Source organism: Gemmata palustris, assembly GCF_017939745.1.
GTDB lineage: Bacteria > Planctomycetota > Planctomycetia > Gemmatales > Gemmataceae > Gemmata > Gemmata palustris.
Window position 1 is genome coordinate 5,089,697 of record NZ_JAGKQQ010000001.1, and the last position, 20,646, is coordinate 5,110,342.

Consider the following 20,646-nt stretch of genomic DNA (forward strand, 5'->3'; position numbering starts at 1 on the left):
GCGGTTGTGGTGAGATAAGAGTACGGCGGGGCCGTGAGCCCCGCGCGAGATCTTATCTTCCCCGGCCATACCGCTTCCCCCGTTGTTCGGGAGCCGCGGCGTTTGCCGGGCAGGAGTTAGCACCTGCATCGCGTGCCGCACGTTGGGAACGTGCAACAGTAGACCGGTTGCTGTGGCGTCGTCGGGCCTGGCCCCTCAGCCACTCTGGATAAGATACTCACCAACTTAAGTTTTCAATAACGGCTGCGCACGCACAGCGCGTTGGAAGAAAGATACGGTACTCTCGCGAGGGCGGCAACAGCATTCGGGCGAAATTCGTTCTGTTCCGGTCCAGACTCGCGCCCGTGACCGTGAATTCCGCGGTGCGGCAACAGCATTCGGGCGAAATTCGTTCTGTTCCTCGGTAACGATTTCCGTCACGGGGTCGCGATCTTACCAGTTTCGGCGTTGTACAGTTCGAGCGCTCCGTTACGCCAGACCCCGACGGTGCTACCATTTCCGAGGATGGGCATCAGGGTGAAATGCTGTTTGTAATCCGGTCCGACCTGTCGCAGCGTTTTACTGGACACGTCGTAGCTCCAACACTTCCCCACAGACATCCCAGACATCAAAACCGAATAGCCACAAACCACGCGGTTACCGTCCGCACTAACACTCAACGGCAGGAAAGACGGATCTTCACTCTCGATGGGAAGTGGCACCTGTGCCTTTAATTGTTTCGATACCACGTCGTAGACGTGTACGAGCCACTTGGGTTTAAGAGGTGTGGTTCGGTCCTCAATGTACGCTACGACAGTCTTTCCATCGGCCGAGATATCGGGGCGACGTCTGAGCCGTTCATCTTCTTTGAGAGGCAAGACGAGAGACGCCTCCGGTCGACTCAAATCCGCTACACGCAATTCGCCTACAGCGTTCGGCAAAAGAGCGTTGTAAACGGCCAAGTTCTTTTCGGGGCAGTAGCTGATGTCGTGGATCTCGATGTCCTTGAGAAGAACCTTCTCCATCCCGGTTTCGAGATCCACACGGAGCAACGTTCCTTCGTATGCGGCCACGATCGCCTTACCGTTTGGTGTGTAGGTGGCAAACGCGGGCACACCGCCAGATTTTGTTTCTGGCGACAGTTTGATGGTCTTCTCCAGAACCCCAGAGGCAACATTCCAAAGAGTCAGGGACTTCGCCTCTTTGGACACGATCGCAACTTGTTTTCGATTGGGCGAAATCCCAACGGCATCGGGGAAAAACAGGCTCTTCTTGTCTTCAATCAAAACGAGCGGATCACTCGTCCGGACATCCCAAACCCCAAACGCCTGGCGCCTTTCTCTCGTGATGTACGGCGCCAGAATCAATTCCCCGTCGGTCGTCCATTGAGGGCTATCAACTCGCGCGGCCTGCAGTTTGAGTTTCTCACCTCCGGACGGAGGATTCGGCCCGGGGTTGTTCGGCTCCGGCAACTGCGGTCCCGGGCCTTTAGGCATCACTGGCCCCGGACCTTGCGGACCCGGCCTCTGCGGCCCGGCGGGTGGGTCACCTGCGGGCGGAGTGTTCGACGCAACCTCTTCCTTCTTGCCGAACTTGTCCCAGAAGACGAAGGCGACCACACCCAACAGGACGATCAGCACCACGCCGCCGACGATGTTGCGCGCCATCGACGAGCCACCCGCGGCCGACTTCTTCTTTTTCTTTCGCGGCCGATCGTCTTCGTCGTCCTCGACCACGGCCCGAGCGCGCTTCTTAGCGGGCCGTACCTCGTCTTCATCATCCTCGTCAACGACCACATCGGCTTTGACCTGCGGCTTGGCGACAGGTCGCGGCGCGGGCTTCTTCACGGGCTGCGTCGGCTCGTCCTCCACCACCTCGAAGGCCGGAGCGTCTACGACCAGCTCCGGAACCGCGAGCACCTTCTGACACTTGGGGCACTTGACCTTCTTGCCGGCCGCCGCATCGGGCGCGTTCATCCGGGCCGAGCAACCGGGGCACGTAACGGGAATCGGCATGGATGACCTCGTGAACTCGATGCTGGGTCGGACGAACACTTATTCTATTCGTGAATCACGTACCCATGATGTTGTAACCGCAGTCCACATAGAGGATCTGACCGGTCACGGCGCTGGCGAACGGGCTGCACAGGTAGAGGGTCGCGTTCGCGACCTCTTCCGGCTCGATCGGCCGGCGCAGCGGGGAGTGTTCGGCCGCGTGCGTGATGAGTTTGTCGAAGTCCGGGTTGATCGCCCGCGCCGCGCGACTCGCGTAGGGGCCGGCGGAGATCAGGTTCACGCGCACGTTCTTGTCGCCCACGAACCACGAGAGCTGCTTCGCGTCCATCTGGAGCGCGGCCTTGCACGTCCCCATGCCGCCGCCGTAGTGCGGGACCACCCGCTCCCCGGCAACGTAGGTCAGGCCCACCACACTCCCACCGCCCGGACGGTTCGCCATGTGCGGGGCCGCCGCCCGAACCATGCTGACGAGCGAGTACGACGACACGCCCATCGCCTCGTGGTACGCCTTCCGGCTCGTCTCGATCAGCGACTTCTTGATTTCCGAACTGAACGCGATTGAGTGAATGAGAATGTCGATCCCGCCGAACTCGGCCGCGACCGCGTCCACGGTGCCCTTGATCGAGTATTCCGGGAACTGGGCGTAGCGGCGGTTGGTGCGGACCTCTTCCGGCACGTCGGCCATCGTGTCGTAGCTCGCGTCGCACGGGAACAGCTTCGCCGGCTTGAACTCGCTCCCGTCCGGGAGCAGGCGCGATTCCCGGTCCATGTCGCGGGTGAGAACGCCCTCAACGATCCCCATCACGCGCGGGTGGCACGCGAGCACGACCGTGGCCCCGGCCGCCTGGAGCGTCTTCGCGATGTACCACGCGAAGCTGATGTTGTCGCCGACACCGGAAACGAGTGCGACTTTGCCGGAGAGATCGATGGGAAGCATGGGAACCTCGGAAAATGACACGGCACGCGGACCGTTCTTGTCCGCGTGCCGTTTTATTGATCCGGTTCCGCTACGGCTTCCGCTCCCGACCTGACACGCTCGGGCGCCGAGCCCAAGTACAAGCCGCGCCGAAACGGTCGCTTATCGCCAGCGGAAGATGCGGAGCGCGAGCGCGAAACTGATGCCGCCCCACAAAGTGAGAACCAAGAGCGGGTACGGGAGCGCCTCCCAACCCGCGCCGTCGTTCATCACCGCGCGCAGGCCGTCGTTCAACGCGGTGAGTGGGAGGGCCTGAACGAACGGTTGCATCCCTTCTGGAAACCGCGCCGCGGAGAAAAACACACCCGACAGTATGTACATCGGGAGCATGACCGCGTTCACCAGCCCCGCGACCGTTTCCATCGTGCGTGCGCGCGAACCGATGAGTAACCCCAGCCCGGCGAACCCGGCTCCCCCGATCGCGACGAGCGCGAGAAAAACGAGCGGGTTCCCGCGCACGCGGATGTCAAACACGAGATGTGTGATCCCGAGCAAAAGCCCGATATCGATGAACGTGAAGATGAGCCGACTCAACATCATACTCAGCAGAAAATCGGACCGGCGCATCGGCGTCGCCTGGAAGCGCTTCAGGAGCTTCCGCACGCGCAAGTCGCCGACCGCGAAGCCCACACCGAACAGCCCACCCCCAAGCAAGTTCATGCCGAGCAAGCCCGGAATCAGGAAGTCGATGTAGCGCCCGCCCGGCTCGGCCACAACGGTTTCGGTCGGGAGCGCCTGATTCGGGTGCGCGGACCGCAACAGGGCACGGTCCGCGGCGTTGCGCGCGAGCACACTTTCGGAACGAGTCTCATTAAACAGGTACTCGTGCCCGGCCGCGGTTCCCGGGCGCGGAACGACGACCACGTCGGTTTTCGACGTGCGGAGCCGCTTGCGGCTGGTCGCGTCGTCGTTGAACGCGACTTTGAGGCCCGGATCGGCCCCGAGCTTCTCGCGCAGCGCCTCGGCCGCGCCGGGGTTCTCCGGGTCGAACAGGATGTCCACATTCGAGGCGGGTACGGGCTTCTCGCTGAACGCCATCCCCAGTATGCACGCGAGGATCAGCGGGAACCCGTATACCCAGAAGAGCGCGGCCGGCTCGCGGTAGAACTCGCGGAACCGGGCCAGCGTCAGTTGCGAGAGTGGAGACATAATTCGGTCCCAAGTCACATGTCGTAAAGTCGTAAAGTCGAAGACTTGATGGATTCAGTCTTCGACTTCGCGGCGTTCGACTTTCGGATATTACGGCTTATTGCAGGCGCGCGACGAGCTATTCGGCGTCGCGCAGGTGGCGCCCGGTGAGTGTCACGAACACGTCTTCGAGGGTCGCGGTGCGCGTGGTTAGCCCCGCGATCTTGACTCCCGCGGCGCGCACGAGGTCGAGTAGCGCCGGCAGCGCGCGGTGCGGCTCACCGGCTGTGAGCGTGATGCGATCGCCTTCTTCGCGCACCGAGTTCACGGTAGGAAGGGCGCTGAGTTCGGCGGACTGGGGGCGCGACGTGCTGGTCGGATCGATGTCGAGATCGATAACGTGCTCGCCGCCGACACGCGCGATCAGTTCCGCGGGCGTGCCGAGCGCGATCACCTTCCCGTGATCGATCACCGCGACGCGGTCGCACAACCGCTCGGCTTCGTCCATGTAGTGCGTGGTGATAACGACCGTGCGCCCGCGGTCCTTCAGGGTGCGAATCACGTCCCAGAGCTGGCGCCGGGATTGCGGATCGAGGCCGGTCGTCGGCTCGTCGAGGAAGAGCAATTCCGGGTCGCCGACGAGCGCGGTCGCGACCGCGAGGCGCTGGCGCTGGCCGCCGGAGAGTTTGTCGACGTAGGCGTTGACCTTTTCTTCGAGGCTGACGCGCCCGATGGCCTCATCCGGCGTGATGCCGATCGCGTAGAACGACCGGAACAGCGTGACCGTTTCGCGCACCGTGAGCTTGTCGGAGAGGCGCGTTTCCTGGAGCGAGATCCCGATCTTGTTGCGGATCTCGGTGTCGTTCGTGCCCCACTTCAGCCCGAGCACTTCCACCTCGCCCGCGGTCGGGTCGAGTAGCCCCTCGATGATTTCGAGGGTGGTGGTCTTCCCGGCCCCGTTGGGACCGAGGAGCCCGAAGCACTCGCCGACGTTCACCTCTAAATCGAGACCGCGCACGGCCTCGACCGGGGGTCGAGCGGGGTACGTCTTCACGAGACCGCGGACGCGAATGGCAGGGGTCATACGTTCAGTTTTAGGAAAACGGAAACGGAATGGTCACTGTTCCGGGCGCGAGAAATGTAACACTGGCGCCGAACCCATCCGGGCCGGCGACCGACACAGACACCGCAGCACACAATTTGGTTCACAGCAATCCGCGGCGCATTAGACACGCGCAATCCATCCCCCACGCGACGCCGATGTGAAGCGCGGCGCCGAGCCAGACCGACCGCGTCACGAGGCTCATGAACCCGAGCACGACGCCCGCGATGATCGACGCGGTCGCTTCCGGCATGGGCTTACCAAAGTGAATGAGGACGTAGGGCACGACCGAGACGAACACCGCGTACATGCCGAACCGGTGCTTGGTACCGTGGATGATGAACCCGCGGAAGAAGAACTCCAGACTCACGAACTGTGCGGCGTAGGCGAGTTCCCATTTCCACAGATCCTCCCGAACGTGCTCGGGCGACCAGAACCGCAGAAACGGGTACGTTTGTTGGAACCGCTCCTCGGCGGAGCACACCCACACGAGCGGAGCCATGACCAGCACGAACAACACGTACAGCGGCCACGCATTCAGAACGCCGCGCACTTTCAGCCCGTAATCGGCCGGTCGTGCGCGGAACACGAGTCTCAGGACCAACAGCGGAATGATTGCGTAGGTGAGCACCGAGACGCCCGCCCACCACAAGCGGCCCGCGAACTGGTCGCGGCCCCATTTGCAGAGCAGTATTTCGACCTCGGCGGCGGAATTCGGCCCGCCGAATGTAGACGCCACAAACCGGGCGGCCCCGAGTACCTGAGTCGGGTTCGCGGTATATTGCTGGAGTGTGAGACAAATCGCGGCAGTGAGCAGAACGGCGGGGGTCTTCCAGTCGAGCTTCCGACCCTCGTCGGAAAGTCGGTACGCGAGCGATTCCGCTTCGACCCGACGGAGCGGTTCGCCGAACCACGTTTGCCAAACGTGCAGCAACAGTTTGGTCATCGGTCCGAATCACCGCGGAGAACGAACGAAAGCGTCTGCGAAAGTGTACCGGCTCGCTAATGGATGAGGAAGAGGACTACTCCTTGCCGAGCACGAGATCCACGACCCAGCACCCGCGCACGTGCGGCCCCGGTCCGCGGCAGTGGTCGAGCACATCGGCGCTGTCGCACCCGGCGTCCTGGAGCGCGTCGGCCAGGATCGGCATCGCGTTGAAGTCGCGCCACTCGTACATATGCGAAGCGATTGCGACCGCGGTAGAAGTGCGCCACTCCGGGGTGAAGGCGACCGAGCGGAACGGGTTCCCGAAGATATCGCGAACCAGATGAGCGAGCGCCGCCGCTTCGCCTTTCCGGCCACCCGCTCCAACCGCGGCGAGCACTTCGGTGACGACACTTTTGGCATACTCATTTGGACGACACGCTTTGGCAGCAGCGTTAGCAGCGTGCAGTTCTGCCTCCAGTTTCACACTCCGATTGCGGCTGAATCGTGCATCGCAATACACAGTGACTCCGAAGGCTTCGCGGTATGCAACGGCGAGTTCGTCAGCTTTTACCACACCGTCTGCGTAATCCTCAGTCGTTCGCAGCGCGTGTCGACTGGAGATGTCAACGAGCAGATCCAAGTGCCGACGGCAGCACGCGACGCCGAATAGGCGACTGCGGCGCTCGGGCAGTCGGTTTCGACTGGCGCCGCGTATGAATGTTAGCATTGCAGACGGCCCTTCGCACGCCAGCCATTCCGCTTCGGTCATCGGTCGCTCCCTGGAACCGCTCCCAGCATGACTGATCCGCGGCCACGAGTCTACTCGTCGAACAAGCTCGGTGGTTGCGGCGGGTCGATCACGCGAACGGCGGGCGCGATTTCTTTCAGGATGATGCAGAGTCGTTCGGCGTTGGTGATGGCCTGAATCCCCTCTCGGTTGACAAGATTGGAAGTCATCCAGCCGGCTTCGTTCAGATACAGCAATCCGCGGGCAAACAGAGATTGTTTGTTCTTGCCTTCTTGCTTGTACGTAAAGAAAACTTCCACGCGATCCAGGAGCGCGCGGAGCAGTTCCGACACTACCGCGGGTTCGGCCCGTGTCACGGCTTCATCCAGCCTCGTGATGAGCGATATCAGGCGCTCAACGCGCTCGCCCGTGGGCGCGGTCGCAACGGCAGCGGCCTTCACCGTGGCCAGTTCGGAGCGGGCCTTGTCGCGATCGTCGGTGAGGGTCTTCAGCCGGTTTCGCACATCGACCATTGCCGCTTCCGGCAAGTCGTCTTCCATGCGTTCCACGAGCTTACCGATTCGTCGGTCCAAGTCGCTCACCCGGGCTTCCAGTTCGTCCGTTCGATCGGGCGATGTGGCTTCTCCCTCTTGGCGCTGGATCTCGGCCCGCAGCAGCGCCACGGACTCTGGCGCGGTGAACTTGTCGGCTAACTTCCGCACTATAGCCCGAAGCATCTGCGCATCATTAACCGTGTTGCGACCGCATCCCGAGGCGGTGCCGTGCGTGTGGTAGTTGGCGCACGTGTAAATCCTGTATTTGTGCGACTTCACCCGTTGCGTTTCGGAGACCATCCGGCGACCGCACGCGGCACATATCAACAAGCCAGAAAGCACGAACGGCGCGGTCTTCCGCGGTGACTTGCGCTTCTGGTTCGCGGCGAGCCGCACTTGAACCCTGTCGAACGTCTCACGGTCCACGAGCGCTGGGTAAGCGTTGGGAACGGTGATCCAATCCGCCTCGGCCTTTGGCTGTCCGGAGATGAGCTTTCGCCTCTTGGATTTTACCACCACCGATCCGGCGAACTCAGCGTAATGTGCCCGTCCGAAGATGGCGTCTCCAAGATAGAGAGGATTCCGCAGTACCTTCGAGATGGTCGCGGGCAACCATCGCTCTTTGCCCTTCGGTGAGTTAACGCCGCGCTCGTGGAGCTTCTCGACAAGCCCCCACATGCTGATATCTGTGGTGGCGTAAGTCGCGAACATCCACTTCAAATGTTCCGCCTCGGGCGGGTGCGGCACGAGTTTCCCGCTCGTCCGCTCTTTACGGCCCTGCGCGACAGGGTCCGGTCGGTTGACCGTGTACCCGAAAGGCGGCTTCCCACCCAACCAGTGCCCTTTTCGGGCGAAATCCTTCTTCCCACGGAGTGACGCTTGTGAAAGGTCGCGGCTGTACTTGTGCGCTCCGTATTCTTGCTTCATCGCGAACATCATGCGGTCGTTCGGTTCGTTGAAGTCAACCCAGCCGTCAGCTTGGTTGAACATCAAGGAAACGCCAACGTCCCGCAGTTCGTCCACGTAACGACTGGTCTTGACGGAATCGACCCGCCCAAAGCGCGCCTGCTCCCAGCACACAATAGCTTCGATCGGCTCACCGAGGCGGGCTTGTTCCTTGCAGAACGCAAGCATCTGCTGGAAGCCGGAGCGTGTCTTCGTTTTCAGCCCGGACACGCTCTGGTCTTCAAACTCGCGGACGATCACAACGTCTTCGCGGGCCGCGGCCTCGGTCGCCCACTGGCGCTGTTGGGCGATACTCTCGCCTACCTCACCAACGTCGTCGTTGCTCTTTCGGCCGTAGAACACTGCGCGGATCATCACTTGGCCCCTTTCAATCGGCGGATGCGGTCCGCCTCACGTTTGGCCGCGAGCCTCACCGCGTCCGTGCGGGAATGGTTGATCCCCGTTTCGGCCGTGTGGTGTTCCGCGATGTAGTCCAGGTCGGCCAAAGTGTCGTCCCCCAACCGGAACTGCCGCGGGACCGTCGGCCCCTTCTTCTCGTCGTCTTTCATGTGTCGAACCTCCCGCCAGAATTGTAGCTACGACATCGCTACGTATCAAGCGAAGCAATCCGGCAATTTGTATTGACACTGTAGCTACAGAAATGTATCATACCAGTGTTGGGTGGGTGTCACCCAACGACGCGGCCGGCTGGTGCTGTAACACCAACCGGCCACTTCCCGAACCCTGACGAGAGGGACGAGCATGAATCAGTTTACCGAGTTGTTGCCGGTGACCAAGAGCGAGAAGCACGGGGCGCTGGTGTGGGAACCGTCGACGGACAACGAGTTCTCGCCGGTCGCGGGCGTTCTCACCCTGACCAGCAAGCGGTGCCACTGCCAGTACACGATCCAGGAGTTCACGGCGGACCACGGGCGCGGGTTCATGCTGTTCAAGATGGGTGCCGGTTCGGACACGAGCGCCGAACGGTACGGCGTGTTCTGTGGGCGCGACGGGTCGAAGCTGTGTGAGTGCAAGGGGTTCATTTCAACCGGCCGCTGCAAGCACGCTGACGCGGTCGAACTTCTGATTACGAACGGGAAGCTGTAAGTGAAAACCCAGTAGCTCCGGCCAGTCCGGGGCTACATTCGTTAGACTCGCACTCAGCGGGCGAACTCGACCGGCAGAAACAGTCGGAACTCAAGAACCTTCCATTGCCTTCTCGATTGCTTTGCTGGCAACACCCGTACCGATCTTCGTAGCGACATCCAAAGCCCACTTCCCGGCGCTCTTGAGGTAAGACAATACCCCCTTTGCATCCCCCTTCTTCGCCGCGCTCTCTGCTTCTGCGATGGCAGCTACGGACGCATCCTGTTCTGCGTTTTTCGACTCAGCAAGCATCGACCCGCGCAGCCGTTCTAACTCTTTCGCCAAATCCGCAAGGCTGCTCTCTCCGATGCTGTCCCGCAGGATCTGAATGAAGTTGATGTTCTCGGCTTTCGCGCCCGGACCCATTGCGCCTGCTTGACCGGCTTGGTAACTGTCTCGCATCTCTGCTGGCCCCTCAAATACAGTGCAATTTTGGTAAAGTTTGTGGCTCATTACAGACTCAATCTCAGCTTCGCTAACTCGTGAGACGGCAGCATCGTCTTTGTCAAGTTCCGGGTGCTGGTCGCGCAGTTCGAGAAGGAACTCAAGCATCCGGGATCGCACGCTTGTAAGTACAGCGTGCAGAGCGTTCTTGGAAGTACGCTTCACCGCATAATTGAGAATCATGTCCTCAACATGATCGCCGTATTTGCGAAGGTAAGAAACCTCTTGGATGTCCAAAACTCGTTCGCAATTGCCACCAGACGCAAGGCTCTCGATTGAGGCGATTCCTTGATAAAATTTTGTAGTCGAGAAATACTCTCTCGTGTCCTCGGGCAATATACACACAGAAATGGAAACGTTGCGGAGATAGGATTGGAAATACCCTGCAAAATCTCCCCAGACTGTGCAAGGGACCACGCGATACTCTGGAAGTGGGAGTGTGTCGTCGTAGCCATCAAGTTCGGCATTCACCCACTGACGGAATTTCCGTCCTTTTAGTTGGAACGCCAAAACCTTCGTCTTCAGCAATACGTCCACAAGACTGTAGTTCTTCTGGTCCGCAATTTGATCGACCAAATCAGAAAAACGGCTCATGGGCGTTCGACCCCTCTTCAACAAATACCAACACAATCCTCCACACGAATGTTACCCCCGAGCACGGTAAGGCAAAAGGTCGGTAGCGAATCACTTTGTCAGGGGAAATGAACGCGGGGCAAATCTTTGCCCCGTCGGACGTGGCACGCGGGCCGGTCGATCCTGTACACTCATCCTCACACCCGACCGTGTGGTCGGGGCACTCACTCGGAGAGCAGTAAGCAGAGCAAAAGCGGGGCGCGTGCGCCCCATAACAACTTGAACCATGCGTTGAGCATGGTCTCGCTTCCAGCGAACCGGCCAAACGTGACCCGCAAGGGTCACGGTGTTTTCAATGAAGCGGACTTAGCCACGCCCCGAAAGGGGCGGCGGCCAGGGTCCGTTCATTGAAGGCTCTTGGCCGGGCCTGCTGGAGCGGCTCTGCGTCCGCCGCTCCGCACTTTTGGGGGTCCGCCCGTGCCCTTTATCGTCACCTGCCCGACGTGCCACCAAGCGCTCACCGTTCACGAAATGACCGCCGGTCAAGCTGTCGGCTGTCCCCACTGTCGCCAACCGCTGACCGTTCCCGCACCGGTCACCAAAGCACCCGATCCACCAGAGTTAGAGTTCTCTACCGGTCCCGTCACCAAACGCTACTCCACTCGATCCAAATACCACCGGAACGACACCGGGAGTGGCGTCAAGCTCCTGTTCATCTGTGCGGCCGTGGCCGTGGCTGTGTCTCTTGTCGTCGGTGCTGCGTGGTACTTTGCGCGCCCAAACCCAGAGATTGCGCGCGTTGAGGCTGAATACTCGGAAGTGTGCGACGAACTGGATCGGATGAAGAAGGCCGGGGTACCGGAGCACAGCGAACAATACAACCGGGTATTCCGCCGGTGGATTGATCTCCAGATCCAGTTCAACAACAAGTACGGGCGTACCCCGCGTCACCTCAAGTACGAGGATCGCGACTACAGCACGACACCTATCAGATAGACACGTGGCGCGACGGGGTACGCGCGTTAGTTCTTTGTGTTCGCCTGGATCGCGGCCCCGGTCCGCGTGCTCCGGGCCGCGTCGGTGATCTTCGCTTCGGTAACTTTGAGTAGTCGTCCGATCACCGGTCCCAAACTCTCCGCGAGCTTCGAGGCCAGCGCTTCCTCGTCAAGCTGGATCTTCACCTGTACATCGGCCTGGAGCTTGTCGAGGTATTTGTACTGGTCCTTAATCGACTTATCGAAGTCACTCCCGCCCATGCCGTCCGGGAAGTACCGTTTCAGTTCATCCGGCAAGAACATGCCCCTCACGGCCTTCTCACCGGATTTCCGCTTGGCGTCCGCGACGTACCCGGGCGCGATCGATCCTGCCGAGGCGAGGATCTCAGGGGGAAGGTTCTCGGCTCCCACGCGATCGATCAACCGGAGCGCGTTAACCCCCATCATCCGCTCGCCTCGGTTCATGCCCCCGATGCGTTCGGCCGCACCCGACGCGCGTTCAACTTTCCTGTTCGCGATCTCCAGTTCCGTCTTGGACATCTCGATATCGGCCTTGCGCACTTGGGACTGCGCTTGCGCCAGGGCCAACTGGCGCTCCTTGAGGCGGTTGATCTCCTCTTCCTTCATCTTCTGCGCGGTCATCAACTCGCCCTGTGCGATGTCTACTGCCCGCTGCGCCTTATCGATCTCACTTTTCTGGCGGATGCCACGGGATTCCAGGATCTCGACTTGGCGCAACTCCTCGCGCCTCTTGTTCACGGTGCCCTCGCGCTCGCCGATTAACTTGTCGGTCCCACTCATCAGCCCCTCGGACCGGGCCACGCCCTGACGGGCCGCGTGCTCGTCGCGTAGCGCGCGGGTGAGTTGGTCCCGTGCCGACCCGTACATCGCCTCGTTCGCGTGCCCGATGCGCCCGCCTTCTGTGGTTCGGTCGAACGTGTCCCGCGCCCCGTACTTGAACCTCTCCGCGGCCTGAGCCATGAATGATGCGTTCGATGCCTCGTACCGCGCGCCCCGCACTTTCGCGTATTCCGAGTACGCAACCCCCTCCGTGGCTTTCTCAACGCGGTGGTTCAGTTCCTGACGCGCCATCTTGTCCGAGGTGCCGTCCAGCGCGTCGGTGAACTTGATGAGGGACTCGCCCAGTGGGATGAACTCGCTCACCAGGGCGCGCGTCTTCTGCGCGCTGCTGGTGAACGAGTCGTTCATGATCTCCAGCCCCTTCGCGGTCTTGTTCAGTGCCACGTCGAGGGACTGGACCACGGCCCCGATCACTCGCCCGGCCGGTCCCGCGCTGCCGATGAGGGACGTGATACCGCCCGTTGCGCCTCGGGCGCGCCCCGCCCACTTGTCGGCGGCTTCCATGCGCTCCTTGTACTGGCGCTCGGAGCGCGCCTGCTCTCCCCGGAGGTTCGACCGGCTCCCGTGTGCGTTCTCGATGAGCTTACCCGATGGTTCGCCCTCGGCCGCTTTTGCGAGATTGGAGAGCACCTGTGCGGCGTCCCCGACCTTCAGGACGATGTTTACGGTCTGGTCCATTTCACTCGTCTCCGAAAAGGGCCGGTAGATCGTCCGCCAGTTCCTCGGCGCGCGTGCGGACGTACTCGCCCGCCGCGGCGCTCTTGTAATCGCGAGTCGGCACCGAGGCAGGTTCGTTGAGGACAAGGTTCCGCACCTGCTCGTCCGTGAGCGGGCCGGGGACGTTCTCCGCGAGCCACGCGGCCAGACCGAGCGACAGAACTAAGTCGTCGTGGTCGCGCTCGCGCCACGTGCCGAACTGCTCGTTCCCCGCGGGCGTGATCTTCACCCGGAACACCTGCAACTCGGTCTGGAGGACCGGGAACAGGGCCAGTTCATTGGACATCTTCAACCGGCGCTCGGACATGAGCGCCTGAAAGGTGTGGACGATGAGTTTCTTGGGTACGCGGACGTCGTGCGCGTGCTCGCCGCGTGTGGTTGTGCTCCCCGCGGTGATGGTGACACCGATCACCCGGCGCCCGGGGAGCGCGTCCCGGAGCATGTCGACGACGGGGGAACCGACTCCGGTCTGGTCCACGCACAGCGTCGCGGCCCGTAGATCGCGGTGGTTCGCAAGTTTCACGACCCGTTCCACGGTCTTCGGGTACGGTTCCCGCCACCGGTCCAGGTGCCCGCAGAAGTGCATCCGCTTCTGGTCCGCCGCGTCGAGGAACTTCGACCGCACGACCGAGGCCGCGGTGAAGTCGTGTTGCTTTCCGAGGTCTACGCCGATGGTGTGCATTGGCTCTCCTTCGCGCGCTTCACGAGTTCACCCAGAAGCGTTGTGCTAATACCGAACCGCCGTGACACCGCAGTCGCCTTACGCCCCGCCAGCCGTTGACGCACGGCCTCGGCGCGTTGCTCCGGGGGGCACAGTGTCGCGTGGTGAGCGACCGCGGCCACGGACCGACCGCGGCGGACGTAGTTCTTGCACAGGTTGGTCATGGTGGCCACGGAAACGCCGAACTCGCGGGCCAAGTCGGTCAGTTGCTCGCCCGCCTCGGCGCGCTCCAGGGCGTCCGCCTGTTTCCACTTGGTGAGCGTGCGCGGCCGACCCACGCGCTTCTGTGACCATTCCAGGTTCTTCGGTCTCAGGTTCTCCCGGTTCCCGTCCAGGAACCGAACCGACCAGCCACGGCCACCGGGTTCGCCGTGCCACGCGGAACAGACCATGCGGTGCGCCCGGATGAGAACCTGCCGCCCGTTCATTCTGATCGTCGAACTGAGCCTCTCGTAGCGCTCCCAGACTCCACCCCTCAACCGCCACAACCGCCCGCGCTCGTCGGCGCGGAACCCGGGAACCCCCGGAACCGGTGCCGACCGCACCCCCTTCAGTTCATCCGGGTTGTAGTCCCGCGGTTTCATTCTTTCGCTCTTGCGAATCTCAATAGGTCAAGGGAAAGTCCGCGTGGGGCAAATCTTTGCCCCGGGGTCGCGCGGGCTCGAAGAACGGTGCCTCGTCGCTCCCCGCGGCCAAGATGTCGTCCGTGTCGAACACGGCCCCTTCCGCGTCCTCGAACGAGCAGAAGTATTCCTGCTTCCAGTGCCGCTCGCCCAGTGCCTTGCGCTCGCTCTCCAGGAACGCGGAGGTGATGCGTGGGCACTTGTCGGCCGTGATCCTGAGCCGGTACCACGGTTCCGATCCGCTGTAGGCGTCGTAGAACCAGCCGCGCTTCCCGAACGCCGTGGTACACGCCAGCAACCTCCCGCCGCTCACCGCGAGCATCGGCCGCACACCGGCCATCAGAGCGTCGGGCACGCGGGCCGCTTCGTCCACCACCAGGAGCGAGACCGCACTGAACCCGCGGATGGTCTTCTCAGAACCGGGAACCGCGAGCAACCGTGAGCCGTTCGCGAGTTCCATGAAGGTGGCGTTCACCTTACCCGGGACCGGCCGTCCCAACCGCTCGTAGCGCTCCGCGGCCTTACGGAAACATTCGATGGCTTGGCGCTGCGAAGGGGCCGTGATGAGGACCAACGCGCCCGCTCGTGCGAGTACCGTGTGAAGCGCTGCCGCTGCCGAGGTCTCAGACTTCCCAACCTGTCGGGAAGCCAGGAGTAGGCACTGAGCCCAATGGCTCCGCAGTAACGCTGCTTGCCACGGGTCCGCACCCTTCATGATTGCGGCCGGGTCCGCCTTGAGTGCCGTGAGCGTTGCCGTGGCTAACGGGTTCACTCGGCGACTCGCCGCGATCTTGCGGAGGCGCGCCACCTCCGACCGCAGATTCATGGATACTCGCCCTCAGTTCGGCTACTTCGCGGGTCAGCGTCGCGTGCTCTCGGACACGGATGACGGCATCAATCATCGCCCGGCACGCACCCAGCGCGACCACATCACTCTTGCTGTCCACCAACTGCTCTAACCGGTTCAGCGTCGCACCCAACTTGCTCGCCGCCCCGCCGGTGAACCGCTCGATAATGGCAACCTGCTCGGCATCGACCGACCGGCGGAACGCGGGATCGGCCATCCGCCGGGCCACGGTACGAAGACTCACGTTCGCGGCCGCTGCCGCTTGCTCGTGAGTCGCCCCGGTCGCGAGGGCCGCGATCAGAAGGGCGTCGGTTTTGTTGCCACCACGTGCCATTGCGTGCCAACTCACTCCAGCGAAATTGGGCGCCCGCTCCGATGTGCTGCGTTCCGAGCGAACACATTCCGCCGCTCGGCTTCCGACAGCAGATCCCACGTCCGCACGCCCTTCGGTGGGTCGGGATTGGGTTTCGGTTCCGCGGGATCAGGTTTCTGTTCCACGGGCGCCGGCCCTGATTTCACCCAGACGTCGCCGTCCGGGTCGGCCGGTAAGCCGTGTTCGGCCCGCAGTTCGTTCACCTTGATCGCGCCGGCACCGATCAGTTGTTGAAGGTCCGCCCGCCGCCCGTCCGGGTCGCGGGGACGAGGCGGTTCCAGCCAGACGACGAGACTGGCGTCCTCGTACACCACACGAAAGAAGTTCGTGAGGTGATCGCTAATCAGCCGGCAGATGGGAGCGCACTTCGAGAAGCAGAACGTTTCGTCCGACACGACCGCGGACGCGCGGTTCGCATCGTCGGTCATGCCCAACGACACTTTCGGTGTACCGAACGCGGCCAACACCCGGTCGCGCGTGAGTAGCGACGAGGCCGTGAAGTCCATCTCCGCGGGCGTGTTGCTGATCCGTGTCACCTCTTTAATGATCGCGTCGAGGATGATCGGCTCGCCCGCATTCGCCGCGCCGGAAGTGGCTTCCTTGATTCGCTGCGTCAGGACGCGCCTCTGCGTCGCTGTGAGCGCGGGCGAGTCGTCCTGGTCACCAATTCCCGACCCCGATGCGTCCTGTCCTACCTTAACCAGAAGACCAGGGCGCCCGCCGTTGCGGAAGCTCGTAACTTGTGAGTCGAGAATCTGTTCGTCGGCCAACACGGACCGGAACGCTGCTTTCAGCGGGGAGAGTGACTGAAACGGGTTGGCGGGGTCCGGGTAGCTCATCCGAATCAACTCAGCCGAACCGAGGCGGTACTCGTCAGTCGAGTTTTCGGCACGAACGATGAATCGCGTGAGCGGTAGCCCCACGTAGTCCGGGTCTTCACGCACCCATCCCGTGGGGAGGTACCATAGACGCGGGTTTCCGCTCTCTTGCTCATCGAACCAGAGGAATGCCGTCCCCGTAACCTCCAGCGAGGCCACGATGAGCGAGATGAGCGTCGATTCCGTCAGGTACGGGTTCGGTTGGTCGAGGATGTCGTGAAGGGGATGTTCCGGGGCCTCCTTCACGTCCGAACCACTGGCCGCGGGGTTCCGCGAGCCCGTGGACTTCGCCCCAGAGGGACGGTTCTTTGCGTTCTTCTGCTTGCGGCCAACCTTAATGGGTTGTGCCGCGATGCGTTGCGAGGTGGCACGCACGGCCGCGTACACCCACTCAGCGAGGTGTCGCCGGGTGTCGTTGTCGTTCCAGGTCGGGCTACTCCCGCCCGTTGAGCCGGGTCCGATGGCCGCGGTGAGAGTGGCACCGCGGGGAGCCTTCACAGAGGGCACGCCGTTATTCAGCCAATCGAACATCGGAAATACCTATCGAATGGGCGACGAAAAAACCGACCTCACTTCGCGACAGCCAACCCTCCGGCCAATTCCTTCCGCTCCGCGGGCGAGAGCTTGCTGGTTAGCAGTGCCACCAGTTGGTTAATCGTGGTGTCCCGTGGGTCCGCCTTTTCCGTGTAGTACATGCCGCGGCGCATGTCCGGCGGGTCCGAATCTGGGAGTTTCCCCTTCACCACCCGAGCCACACCCGCGACCACTGCCCGCCGCATCCACCCGAGCCACGTGCCCGCGTGGGCGTTCGGGAACTCCTTCACCGGCTTGTCGAAGTCCACGGCACCCCCGATGCGCTTCTCAATAGCCGCGCGTGTGGCCGTGTACTGAAAGTCGTGGAGGGGTTCCACGATCGCACCGGTTCCCGTCGTCGGGTCGAAGCGGATTACCTGTCCCGGCACGCCATTCGGCAGGTCGCGCACCAGCGTCCCGATTTCCGGCGAGTTGATCGCCCGCACGTCGAACCGGCCGCGGACGCGCTCGCCGGTCGGGTGAAAGAGAAGATCGCCGTTCCGCTCGTTGTTGATCTCGATTTCAACCATGATTCCCCCGGGCCGTAAAAGGCCACAGAATGACGTGTGAAGTACGTGAGAACAGTGTGAGATGCTCGGGGCAAAGATTTGCCCCGAGCGGTTACGTTTTACGACTGCGCGTCGGTCATCAGCGCGAAGGCGTTGGGGTCGATTGGTTGACCGCCGAAGCGAGCGCGGATCACGACGAGCGTCGTGTTGGTGAGCGTGAGTTGCCGACCTTCGCGAGTCACCACAACTTCAGAGCCGAGGCGCTGGTACGCACGGTAGCGCTTCCAGCATCCGAACAGGATGCGAGTATTCGGGATGTCGTTCTGAACCTTGTACTGATAGTCCAACAAGGTGTAGGACTGGTTGTCCATCCCCATCACCCGGCGCTCATCACCGGGACCAACCGGGATCGCACGGGCGCGACGGTAAGACGTGTCGTTGGCCACGAACGCGGGGTTCCAGTCTTTCTGACGGTACTGCTTCTGGACGCTGAAGATCAACGACTCGTAATCGCTCACCGTCGGCGGTCCACCCGTGCCGTTGTCCGCGTTCACGGTCACCAGCCCCGACGTGTTGGTGACCCCCAAAGGCTCGTTGTAGCCGTTCCCGTTGACGATCACGCGATCCAGTTCGGCCTTCAGGCGCTCGCTGTACAGTTCCGTCACTTTCGCCCCGATGTTCACGGGCGAGTCGACGAGCATGTTGTTGTCGAGTTCGATCGCGCCCGCGACCGGGTATGTAGGCGTCGGGATTTCACTGACGAGCGAGGCCGTGTTGAAGGGCGTGAGCGCGGTCCCGGGATTTTGTCCCCAAGTCAGAGACAGGTTGTTTAGGCGCGCGGTGTCGATGCGCCGCGCGCTCACGGGCACGACATCGCAGAGACTAAAGACCTCTGAGTGAAGCAGCGGAAGCGTGACGATGTTGCTGTCGAACTCGTAGGGCGTCAGGAACAAGCCGCCACTCACAGTGTCGTCCATCAGCGCCTTAACGTGCGTGTTGGGCACGTAGTCCGACGGGTCGGCCCCGCCACCGTAGTAGGCACCGGCGACGTCTCCGACCCACCGCCCCTTTTCCACGTGGTCCGCCAGGAGCGACTTTTCCCAATCGGTGAGCGTGATGCCCGGTACACCAGCCTTTTGCATGGTCCTCTTGAACCACACGCCTACGATCGCATGATCTTTTTCCGAGGCGGTCTCGACGTTCTTCGAGCCCCACCGCAGGGGGTTCCCGTCGCGGCCCTTGATCGCGTACTTCTTCTCGGAGAGCCGATCGCCCGCGTCCTTGACCTTCGCGCCGGCGAAAATCTTCCCCGCCTTAGTCCCCGCCCCGACCGAGGCCGGGGTGTTCTTCAACTTTGCCATTTTCGATCTCACACCCCGGACTTGTTTCGTGGTCGCCTTCGCGTCCGGTGCGCTCAGGTGCCCTCCCCACCGCAACAGCGCCACAGTAGCGTGTGCGGTATTTTTCGGGAGCGCTCCACCCTTTACGGCGTCGGCAATCGCTCGTTCGACCTGCTTCGTTATGTTCTTCACCGTTTCCCCCTAGTGTCCGCGTAGTCGGCCCGCCGGTCCACATGGCGACCGCGTCGATACCCGGTTCGTCGAAGTGCGAAGCACCAGCACGTTTCACAGACTCGGACCACCCGCCCACGGTCGCGGAGCACGTACTCAGGCTCAGCCGGGTTCGGGCACCGCTCGCACTTCATCGAACGCTCCCACCAGACCGAGGCTGAGTGAGGAATAGAGCCATCACCGCCCCCAGCACGAACCCCACCACCGCGACGAACCCGACGCACACCAGGGAGATCACTTATCCACCTCGCCTCGGTCCTGATTGGCGGGGTGGAAGATGCCGTGCCGCCTGAATTTCACGACACCCCCCACCCCATTTGTCTCGTTCACTCAGTCATTCCCGGAGGAGGGAGGGAGCAGACCGACCCCTGTGGAGTCGGTCGGAAGGCACCCCCGTCGTCGGTTGGTCACATCCCGGCCCGGGTGTTTGGTTCGCGCATCCCGGGCTTTCACCCTGCGCGCTGACCCGCAGCTAAGCCCGGCAGGGTGTCGGACGCACACCGGGGCAGGTCAGTAAGGTGGCCCCCTCCGGGTCCACCGTGTCCCTGGTTACTCGCCTATTGGCGTCTGGCCTTCTGCCGGGTCAGCAGTACCCACTTGTTGCTGTGCTTTCGCCTCTGCGCGCCCTGCATCATGCAGCGGTGCCCGTTTCCGGATAGGTGTGGATAACACCTAGCAGCGCCCTTCAGGGCTTCCATTCGGAGGCTGTCATCTGTACGATGATTGTGTGGCACGGCCCTGCTATACCGCGTCACAATCACAGGCCGAGTGTCGTTTGCCGCGACACTCGGCCTTTTCATTTCTGGGGCAAATCTTTGCCCGGCTCTCTTTTTCCCGTGACGATCACAATTCGGTTTGTGAGTCCTGTGCCCGCCATAACCACCGGCACAATGTCGTCCCGCACACTGCGTAGGAGCCGCGCCAGGGCGCTAATTGCGTCCGACGACGGGACCATCTCCGGTTCACTCGCTGGCATCACGCACCCCCTCTGTGGCCGCGGTAACTGCCGCTCGCAGGTCCACATAAAGCGGGGCAATGTCGATCGCAGTTATTTGCAGTCCGGCCGCACTGAGTTGTTCCGCGTGGGCTTTGGCGGACTTCTCGACATTCGCGCGAAACAGCAACTCCGGCATCGCCTGATGACCGACCAGCATCACCCAGGAGCGCCCGTCAGCAATCGCGGCCTCGCACATCTCGTCGGAGGCGATTGAGGCTATGGCGCGTCCTACGGCTTCAGCCTCGGTCCCACGCACGCCACGGCCGATGAGCGCGGATGTGGTGAGGACTGCGAGCAGGTGTCGCACACCCCACCGACGTCGCCCGTCGCTGAGGGTTCGCGGAACGCAGCCCAGACCGAGCAACATGCGGTGCGCGTGTAATCGCGAGATGCGCAGGATTCGCGCTGCTGTCGGTGTCGACACGTCCATAGGGGCACTCCGGGTAGCAGTTACCCTGAATGTT

General features: G+C 62.3%; 21 protein-coding genes and 1 riboswitch. Of the genes, 3 read left to right on the forward strand and 18 right to left on the reverse strand.

Annotated elements, in window-relative coordinates:
* Positions 1-49: 49 nt before the first annotated feature.
* A riboswitch (SAM riboswitch) is annotated at positions 50-215 on the reverse strand.
* Positions 216-416: 201 nt separating this feature from the next.
* The 6 genes from J8F10_RS20895 to J8F10_RS39105 form a co-directional block, all read right to left on the reverse strand.
* Positions 417-1,994, reverse strand: a complete 1,578-nt coding sequence (locus J8F10_RS20895; protein WP_210657041.1) for a hypothetical protein — start codon at positions 1,992-1,994, stop codon at positions 417-419.
* A gap of 55 nt (positions 1,995-2,049) precedes the next feature.
* Positions 2,050-2,931 carry an SDR family oxidoreductase gene (locus tag J8F10_RS20900; RefSeq protein ID WP_210657043.1) on the reverse strand — a complete coding sequence of 294 codons (882 nt, stop codon included), beginning with the start codon at positions 2,929-2,931 and terminating at the stop codon, positions 2,050-2,052.
* Between the two features lie 141 nt (positions 2,932-3,072).
* Positions 3,073-4,119, reverse strand: a complete 1,047-nt coding sequence (locus tag J8F10_RS20905) for an ABC transporter permease (RefSeq protein WP_210657045.1) — start codon at positions 4,117-4,119, stop codon at positions 3,073-3,075.
* A 118-nt stretch (positions 4,120-4,237) separates the two neighbouring features.
* On the reverse strand, positions 4,238-5,182 hold the full coding sequence (locus J8F10_RS20910) for an ABC transporter ATP-binding protein (RefSeq protein WP_210657047.1): 945 nt from the start codon (positions 5,180-5,182) through the stop codon (positions 4,238-4,240).
* A gap of 121 nt (positions 5,183-5,303) precedes the next feature.
* The gene (locus J8F10_RS20915) at positions 5,304-6,146 is read right to left on the reverse strand and encodes a CPBP family intramembrane glutamic endopeptidase (protein WP_210657050.1); all 843 of its coding nucleotides are present in this window, start codon (positions 6,144-6,146) and stop codon (positions 5,304-5,306) included.
* Between the two features lie 76 nt (positions 6,147-6,222).
* Positions 6,223-6,378: a hypothetical protein gene (locus J8F10_RS39105; RefSeq protein WP_246523472.1), complete on the reverse strand. Its 156-nt coding sequence runs from the start codon at positions 6,376-6,378 to the stop codon at positions 6,223-6,225.
* A 90-nt stretch (positions 6,379-6,468) separates the two neighbouring features.
* Here J8F10_RS39105 and J8F10_RS20925 point away from each other — a divergent pair, with 90 nt between their 5' ends.
* Positions 6,469-6,798 carry a hypothetical protein gene (locus tag J8F10_RS20925; RefSeq protein ID WP_210662349.1) on the forward strand — a complete coding sequence of 110 codons (330 nt, stop codon included), beginning with the start codon at positions 6,469-6,471 and terminating at the stop codon, positions 6,796-6,798.
* Positions 6,799-6,947: 149 nt separating this feature from the next.
* On the opposite strand, the gene J8F10_RS20930 is transcribed toward J8F10_RS20925, so the two are convergent.
* Together J8F10_RS20930 and J8F10_RS20935 are read right to left on the reverse strand one after the other, a co-directional pair.
* Positions 6,948-8,729: a recombinase family protein gene (locus tag J8F10_RS20930; protein WP_210657053.1), complete on the reverse strand. Its 1,782-nt coding sequence runs from the start codon at positions 8,727-8,729 to the stop codon at positions 6,948-6,950.
* Positions 8,729-8,923: a hypothetical protein gene (locus tag J8F10_RS20935; RefSeq protein ID WP_210657054.1), complete on the reverse strand. Its 195-nt coding sequence runs from the start codon at positions 8,921-8,923 to the stop codon at positions 8,729-8,731. The genes J8F10_RS20930 and J8F10_RS20935 overlap by 1 nt, the downstream gene beginning before the upstream one ends.
* 193 nt (positions 8,924-9,116) lie before the next feature.
* On the opposite strand from J8F10_RS20935, the gene J8F10_RS20940 reads away from it, so the two are divergent.
* The gene (locus tag J8F10_RS20940; RefSeq protein WP_210657056.1) at positions 9,117-9,461 is read left to right on the forward strand and encodes a hypothetical protein; all 345 of its coding nucleotides are present in this window, start codon (positions 9,117-9,119) and stop codon (positions 9,459-9,461) included.
* Between the two features lie 90 nt (positions 9,462-9,551).
* Here J8F10_RS20940 and J8F10_RS20945 read toward each other — a convergent pair whose 3' ends face one another.
* Complete coding sequence (locus J8F10_RS20945; protein WP_210657058.1) at positions 9,552-10,538, reverse strand: AbiTii domain-containing protein; 987 nt, start codon at positions 10,536-10,538, stop codon at positions 9,552-9,554.
* A 456-nt stretch (positions 10,539-10,994) separates the two neighbouring features.
* Here J8F10_RS20945 and J8F10_RS20950 point away from each other — a divergent pair, with 456 nt between their 5' ends.
* Positions 10,995-11,513 carry a hypothetical protein gene (locus tag J8F10_RS20950; protein ID WP_210657059.1) on the forward strand — a complete coding sequence of 173 codons (519 nt, stop codon included), beginning with the start codon at positions 10,995-10,997 and terminating at the stop codon, positions 11,511-11,513.
* Positions 11,514-11,539: 26 nt separating this feature from the next.
* On the opposite strand, the gene J8F10_RS20955 is transcribed toward J8F10_RS20950, so the two are convergent.
* From J8F10_RS20955 to J8F10_RS20990, 9 genes are all read right to left on the reverse strand, one after another.
* A complete protein-coding gene (locus tag J8F10_RS20955; protein WP_210657061.1) occupies positions 11,540-13,051 on the reverse strand; it encodes a hypothetical protein in 1,512 nt (503 codons plus the stop codon).
* 1 nt (position 13,052) lies between these two features.
* Positions 13,053-13,772, reverse strand: coding sequence for a phage terminase large subunit family protein (locus J8F10_RS20960; protein ID WP_210657063.1), 720 nt, complete (start codon positions 13,770-13,772; stop codon positions 13,053-13,055).
* Positions 13,754-14,395, reverse strand: a complete 642-nt coding sequence (locus J8F10_RS20965; protein ID WP_210657065.1) for a helix-turn-helix domain-containing protein — start codon at positions 14,393-14,395, stop codon at positions 13,754-13,756. Before J8F10_RS20965 ends, J8F10_RS20960 begins: the two co-directional genes overlap by 19 nt.
* Before the next feature lie 19 nt (positions 14,396-14,414).
* Positions 14,415-15,149, reverse strand: coding sequence for a terminase large subunit domain-containing protein (locus J8F10_RS20970; RefSeq protein WP_246524389.1), 735 nt, complete (start codon positions 15,147-15,149; stop codon positions 14,415-14,417).
* The gene (locus J8F10_RS39110) at positions 15,058-15,615 is read right to left on the reverse strand and encodes a hypothetical protein (RefSeq protein WP_246524617.1); all 558 of its coding nucleotides are present in this window, start codon (positions 15,613-15,615) and stop codon (positions 15,058-15,060) included. The genes J8F10_RS20970 and J8F10_RS39110 overlap by 92 nt, the downstream gene beginning before the upstream one ends.
* Before the next feature lie 11 nt (positions 15,616-15,626).
* Positions 15,627-17,063, reverse strand: coding sequence for a phage portal protein (locus J8F10_RS20975; RefSeq protein ID WP_210657069.1), 1,437 nt, complete (start codon positions 17,061-17,063; stop codon positions 15,627-15,629).
* Between the two features lie 38 nt (positions 17,064-17,101).
* Positions 17,102-17,635, reverse strand: coding sequence for a hypothetical protein (locus J8F10_RS20980; RefSeq protein WP_210657071.1), 534 nt, complete (start codon positions 17,633-17,635; stop codon positions 17,102-17,104).
* 98 nt (positions 17,636-17,733) lie between these two features.
* Complete coding sequence (locus J8F10_RS20985) at positions 17,734-18,975, reverse strand: phage major capsid protein (protein ID WP_210657073.1); 1,242 nt, start codon at positions 18,973-18,975, stop codon at positions 17,734-17,736.
* Between the two features lie 1,172 nt (positions 18,976-20,147).
* A complete protein-coding gene (locus tag J8F10_RS20990; RefSeq protein WP_210657075.1) occupies positions 20,148-20,612 on the reverse strand; it encodes a hypothetical protein in 465 nt (154 codons plus the stop codon).
* Positions 20,613-20,646 lie beyond the last annotated feature (34 nt).

Bases quoted from the DNA above. Each gene is read 5' to 3' on its own strand.
- J8F10_RS20895 (WP_210657041.1), bottom strand. From the start codon at position 1,994: ATGCCGATTCCCGTTACGTGCCCCGGTTGCTCGGCCCGGATGAACGCG.
- J8F10_RS20900 (WP_210657043.1), bottom strand. From the start codon at position 2,931: ATGCTTCCCATCGATCTCTCCGGCAAAGTCGCACTCGTTTCCGGTGTC.
- J8F10_RS20905 (WP_210657045.1), bottom strand. From the start codon at position 4,119: ATGTCTCCACTCTCGCAACTGACGCTGGCCCGGTTCCGCGAGTTCTAC.
- J8F10_RS20910 (WP_210657047.1), bottom strand. From the start codon at position 5,182: ATGACCCCTGCCATTCGCGTCCGCGGTCTCGTGAAGACGTACCCCGCT.
- J8F10_RS20915 (WP_210657050.1), bottom strand. From the start codon at position 6,146: ATGACCAAACTGTTGCTGCACGTTTGGCAAACGTGGTTCGGCGAACCG.
- J8F10_RS39105 (WP_246523472.1), bottom strand. From the start codon at position 6,378: ATGTACGAGTGGCGCGACTTCAACGCGATGCCGATCCTGGCCGACGCG.
- J8F10_RS20925 (WP_210662349.1), top strand. From the start codon at position 6,469: ATGAGCGAGCGCCGCCGCTTCGCCTTTCCGGCCACCCGCTCCAACCGC.
- J8F10_RS20930 (WP_210657053.1), bottom strand. From the start codon at position 8,729: ATGATCCGCGCAGTGTTCTACGGCCGAAAGAGCAACGACGACGTTGGT.
- J8F10_RS20935 (WP_210657054.1), bottom strand. From the start codon at position 8,923: ATGAAAGACGACGAGAAGAAGGGGCCGACGGTCCCGCGGCAGTTCCGG.
- J8F10_RS20940 (WP_210657056.1), top strand. From the start codon at position 9,117: ATGAATCAGTTTACCGAGTTGTTGCCGGTGACCAAGAGCGAGAAGCAC.
- J8F10_RS20945 (WP_210657058.1), bottom strand. From the start codon at position 10,538: ATGAGCCGTTTTTCTGATTTGGTCGATCAAATTGCGGACCAGAAGAAC.
- J8F10_RS20955 (WP_210657061.1), bottom strand. From the start codon at position 13,051: ATGGACCAGACCGTAAACATCGTCCTGAAGGTCGGGGACGCCGCACAG.
- J8F10_RS20960 (WP_210657063.1), bottom strand. From the start codon at position 13,772: ATGCACACCATCGGCGTAGACCTCGGAAAGCAACACGACTTCACCGCG.
- J8F10_RS20965 (WP_210657065.1), bottom strand. From the start codon at position 14,395: ATGAAACCGCGGGACTACAACCCGGATGAACTGAAGGGGGTGCGGTCG.
- J8F10_RS20970 (WP_246524389.1), bottom strand. From the start codon at position 15,149: ATGAAGGGTGCGGACCCGTGGCAAGCAGCGTTACTGCGGAGCCATTGG.
- J8F10_RS39110 (WP_246524617.1), bottom strand. From the start codon at position 15,615: ATGGCACGTGGTGGCAACAAAACCGACGCCCTTCTGATCGCGGCCCTC.
- J8F10_RS20975 (WP_210657069.1), bottom strand. From the start codon at position 17,063: ATGTTCGATTGGCTGAATAACGGCGTGCCCTCTGTGAAGGCTCCCCGC.
- J8F10_RS20980 (WP_210657071.1), bottom strand. From the start codon at position 17,635: ATGGTTGAAATCGAGATCAACAACGAGCGGAACGGCGATCTTCTCTTT.
- J8F10_RS20985 (WP_210657073.1), bottom strand. From the start codon at position 18,975: ATGGCAAAGTTGAAGAACACCCCGGCCTCGGTCGGGGCGGGGACTAAG.
- J8F10_RS20990 (WP_210657075.1), bottom strand. From the start codon at position 20,612: ATGGACGTGTCGACACCGACAGCAGCGCGAATCCTGCGCATCTCGCGA.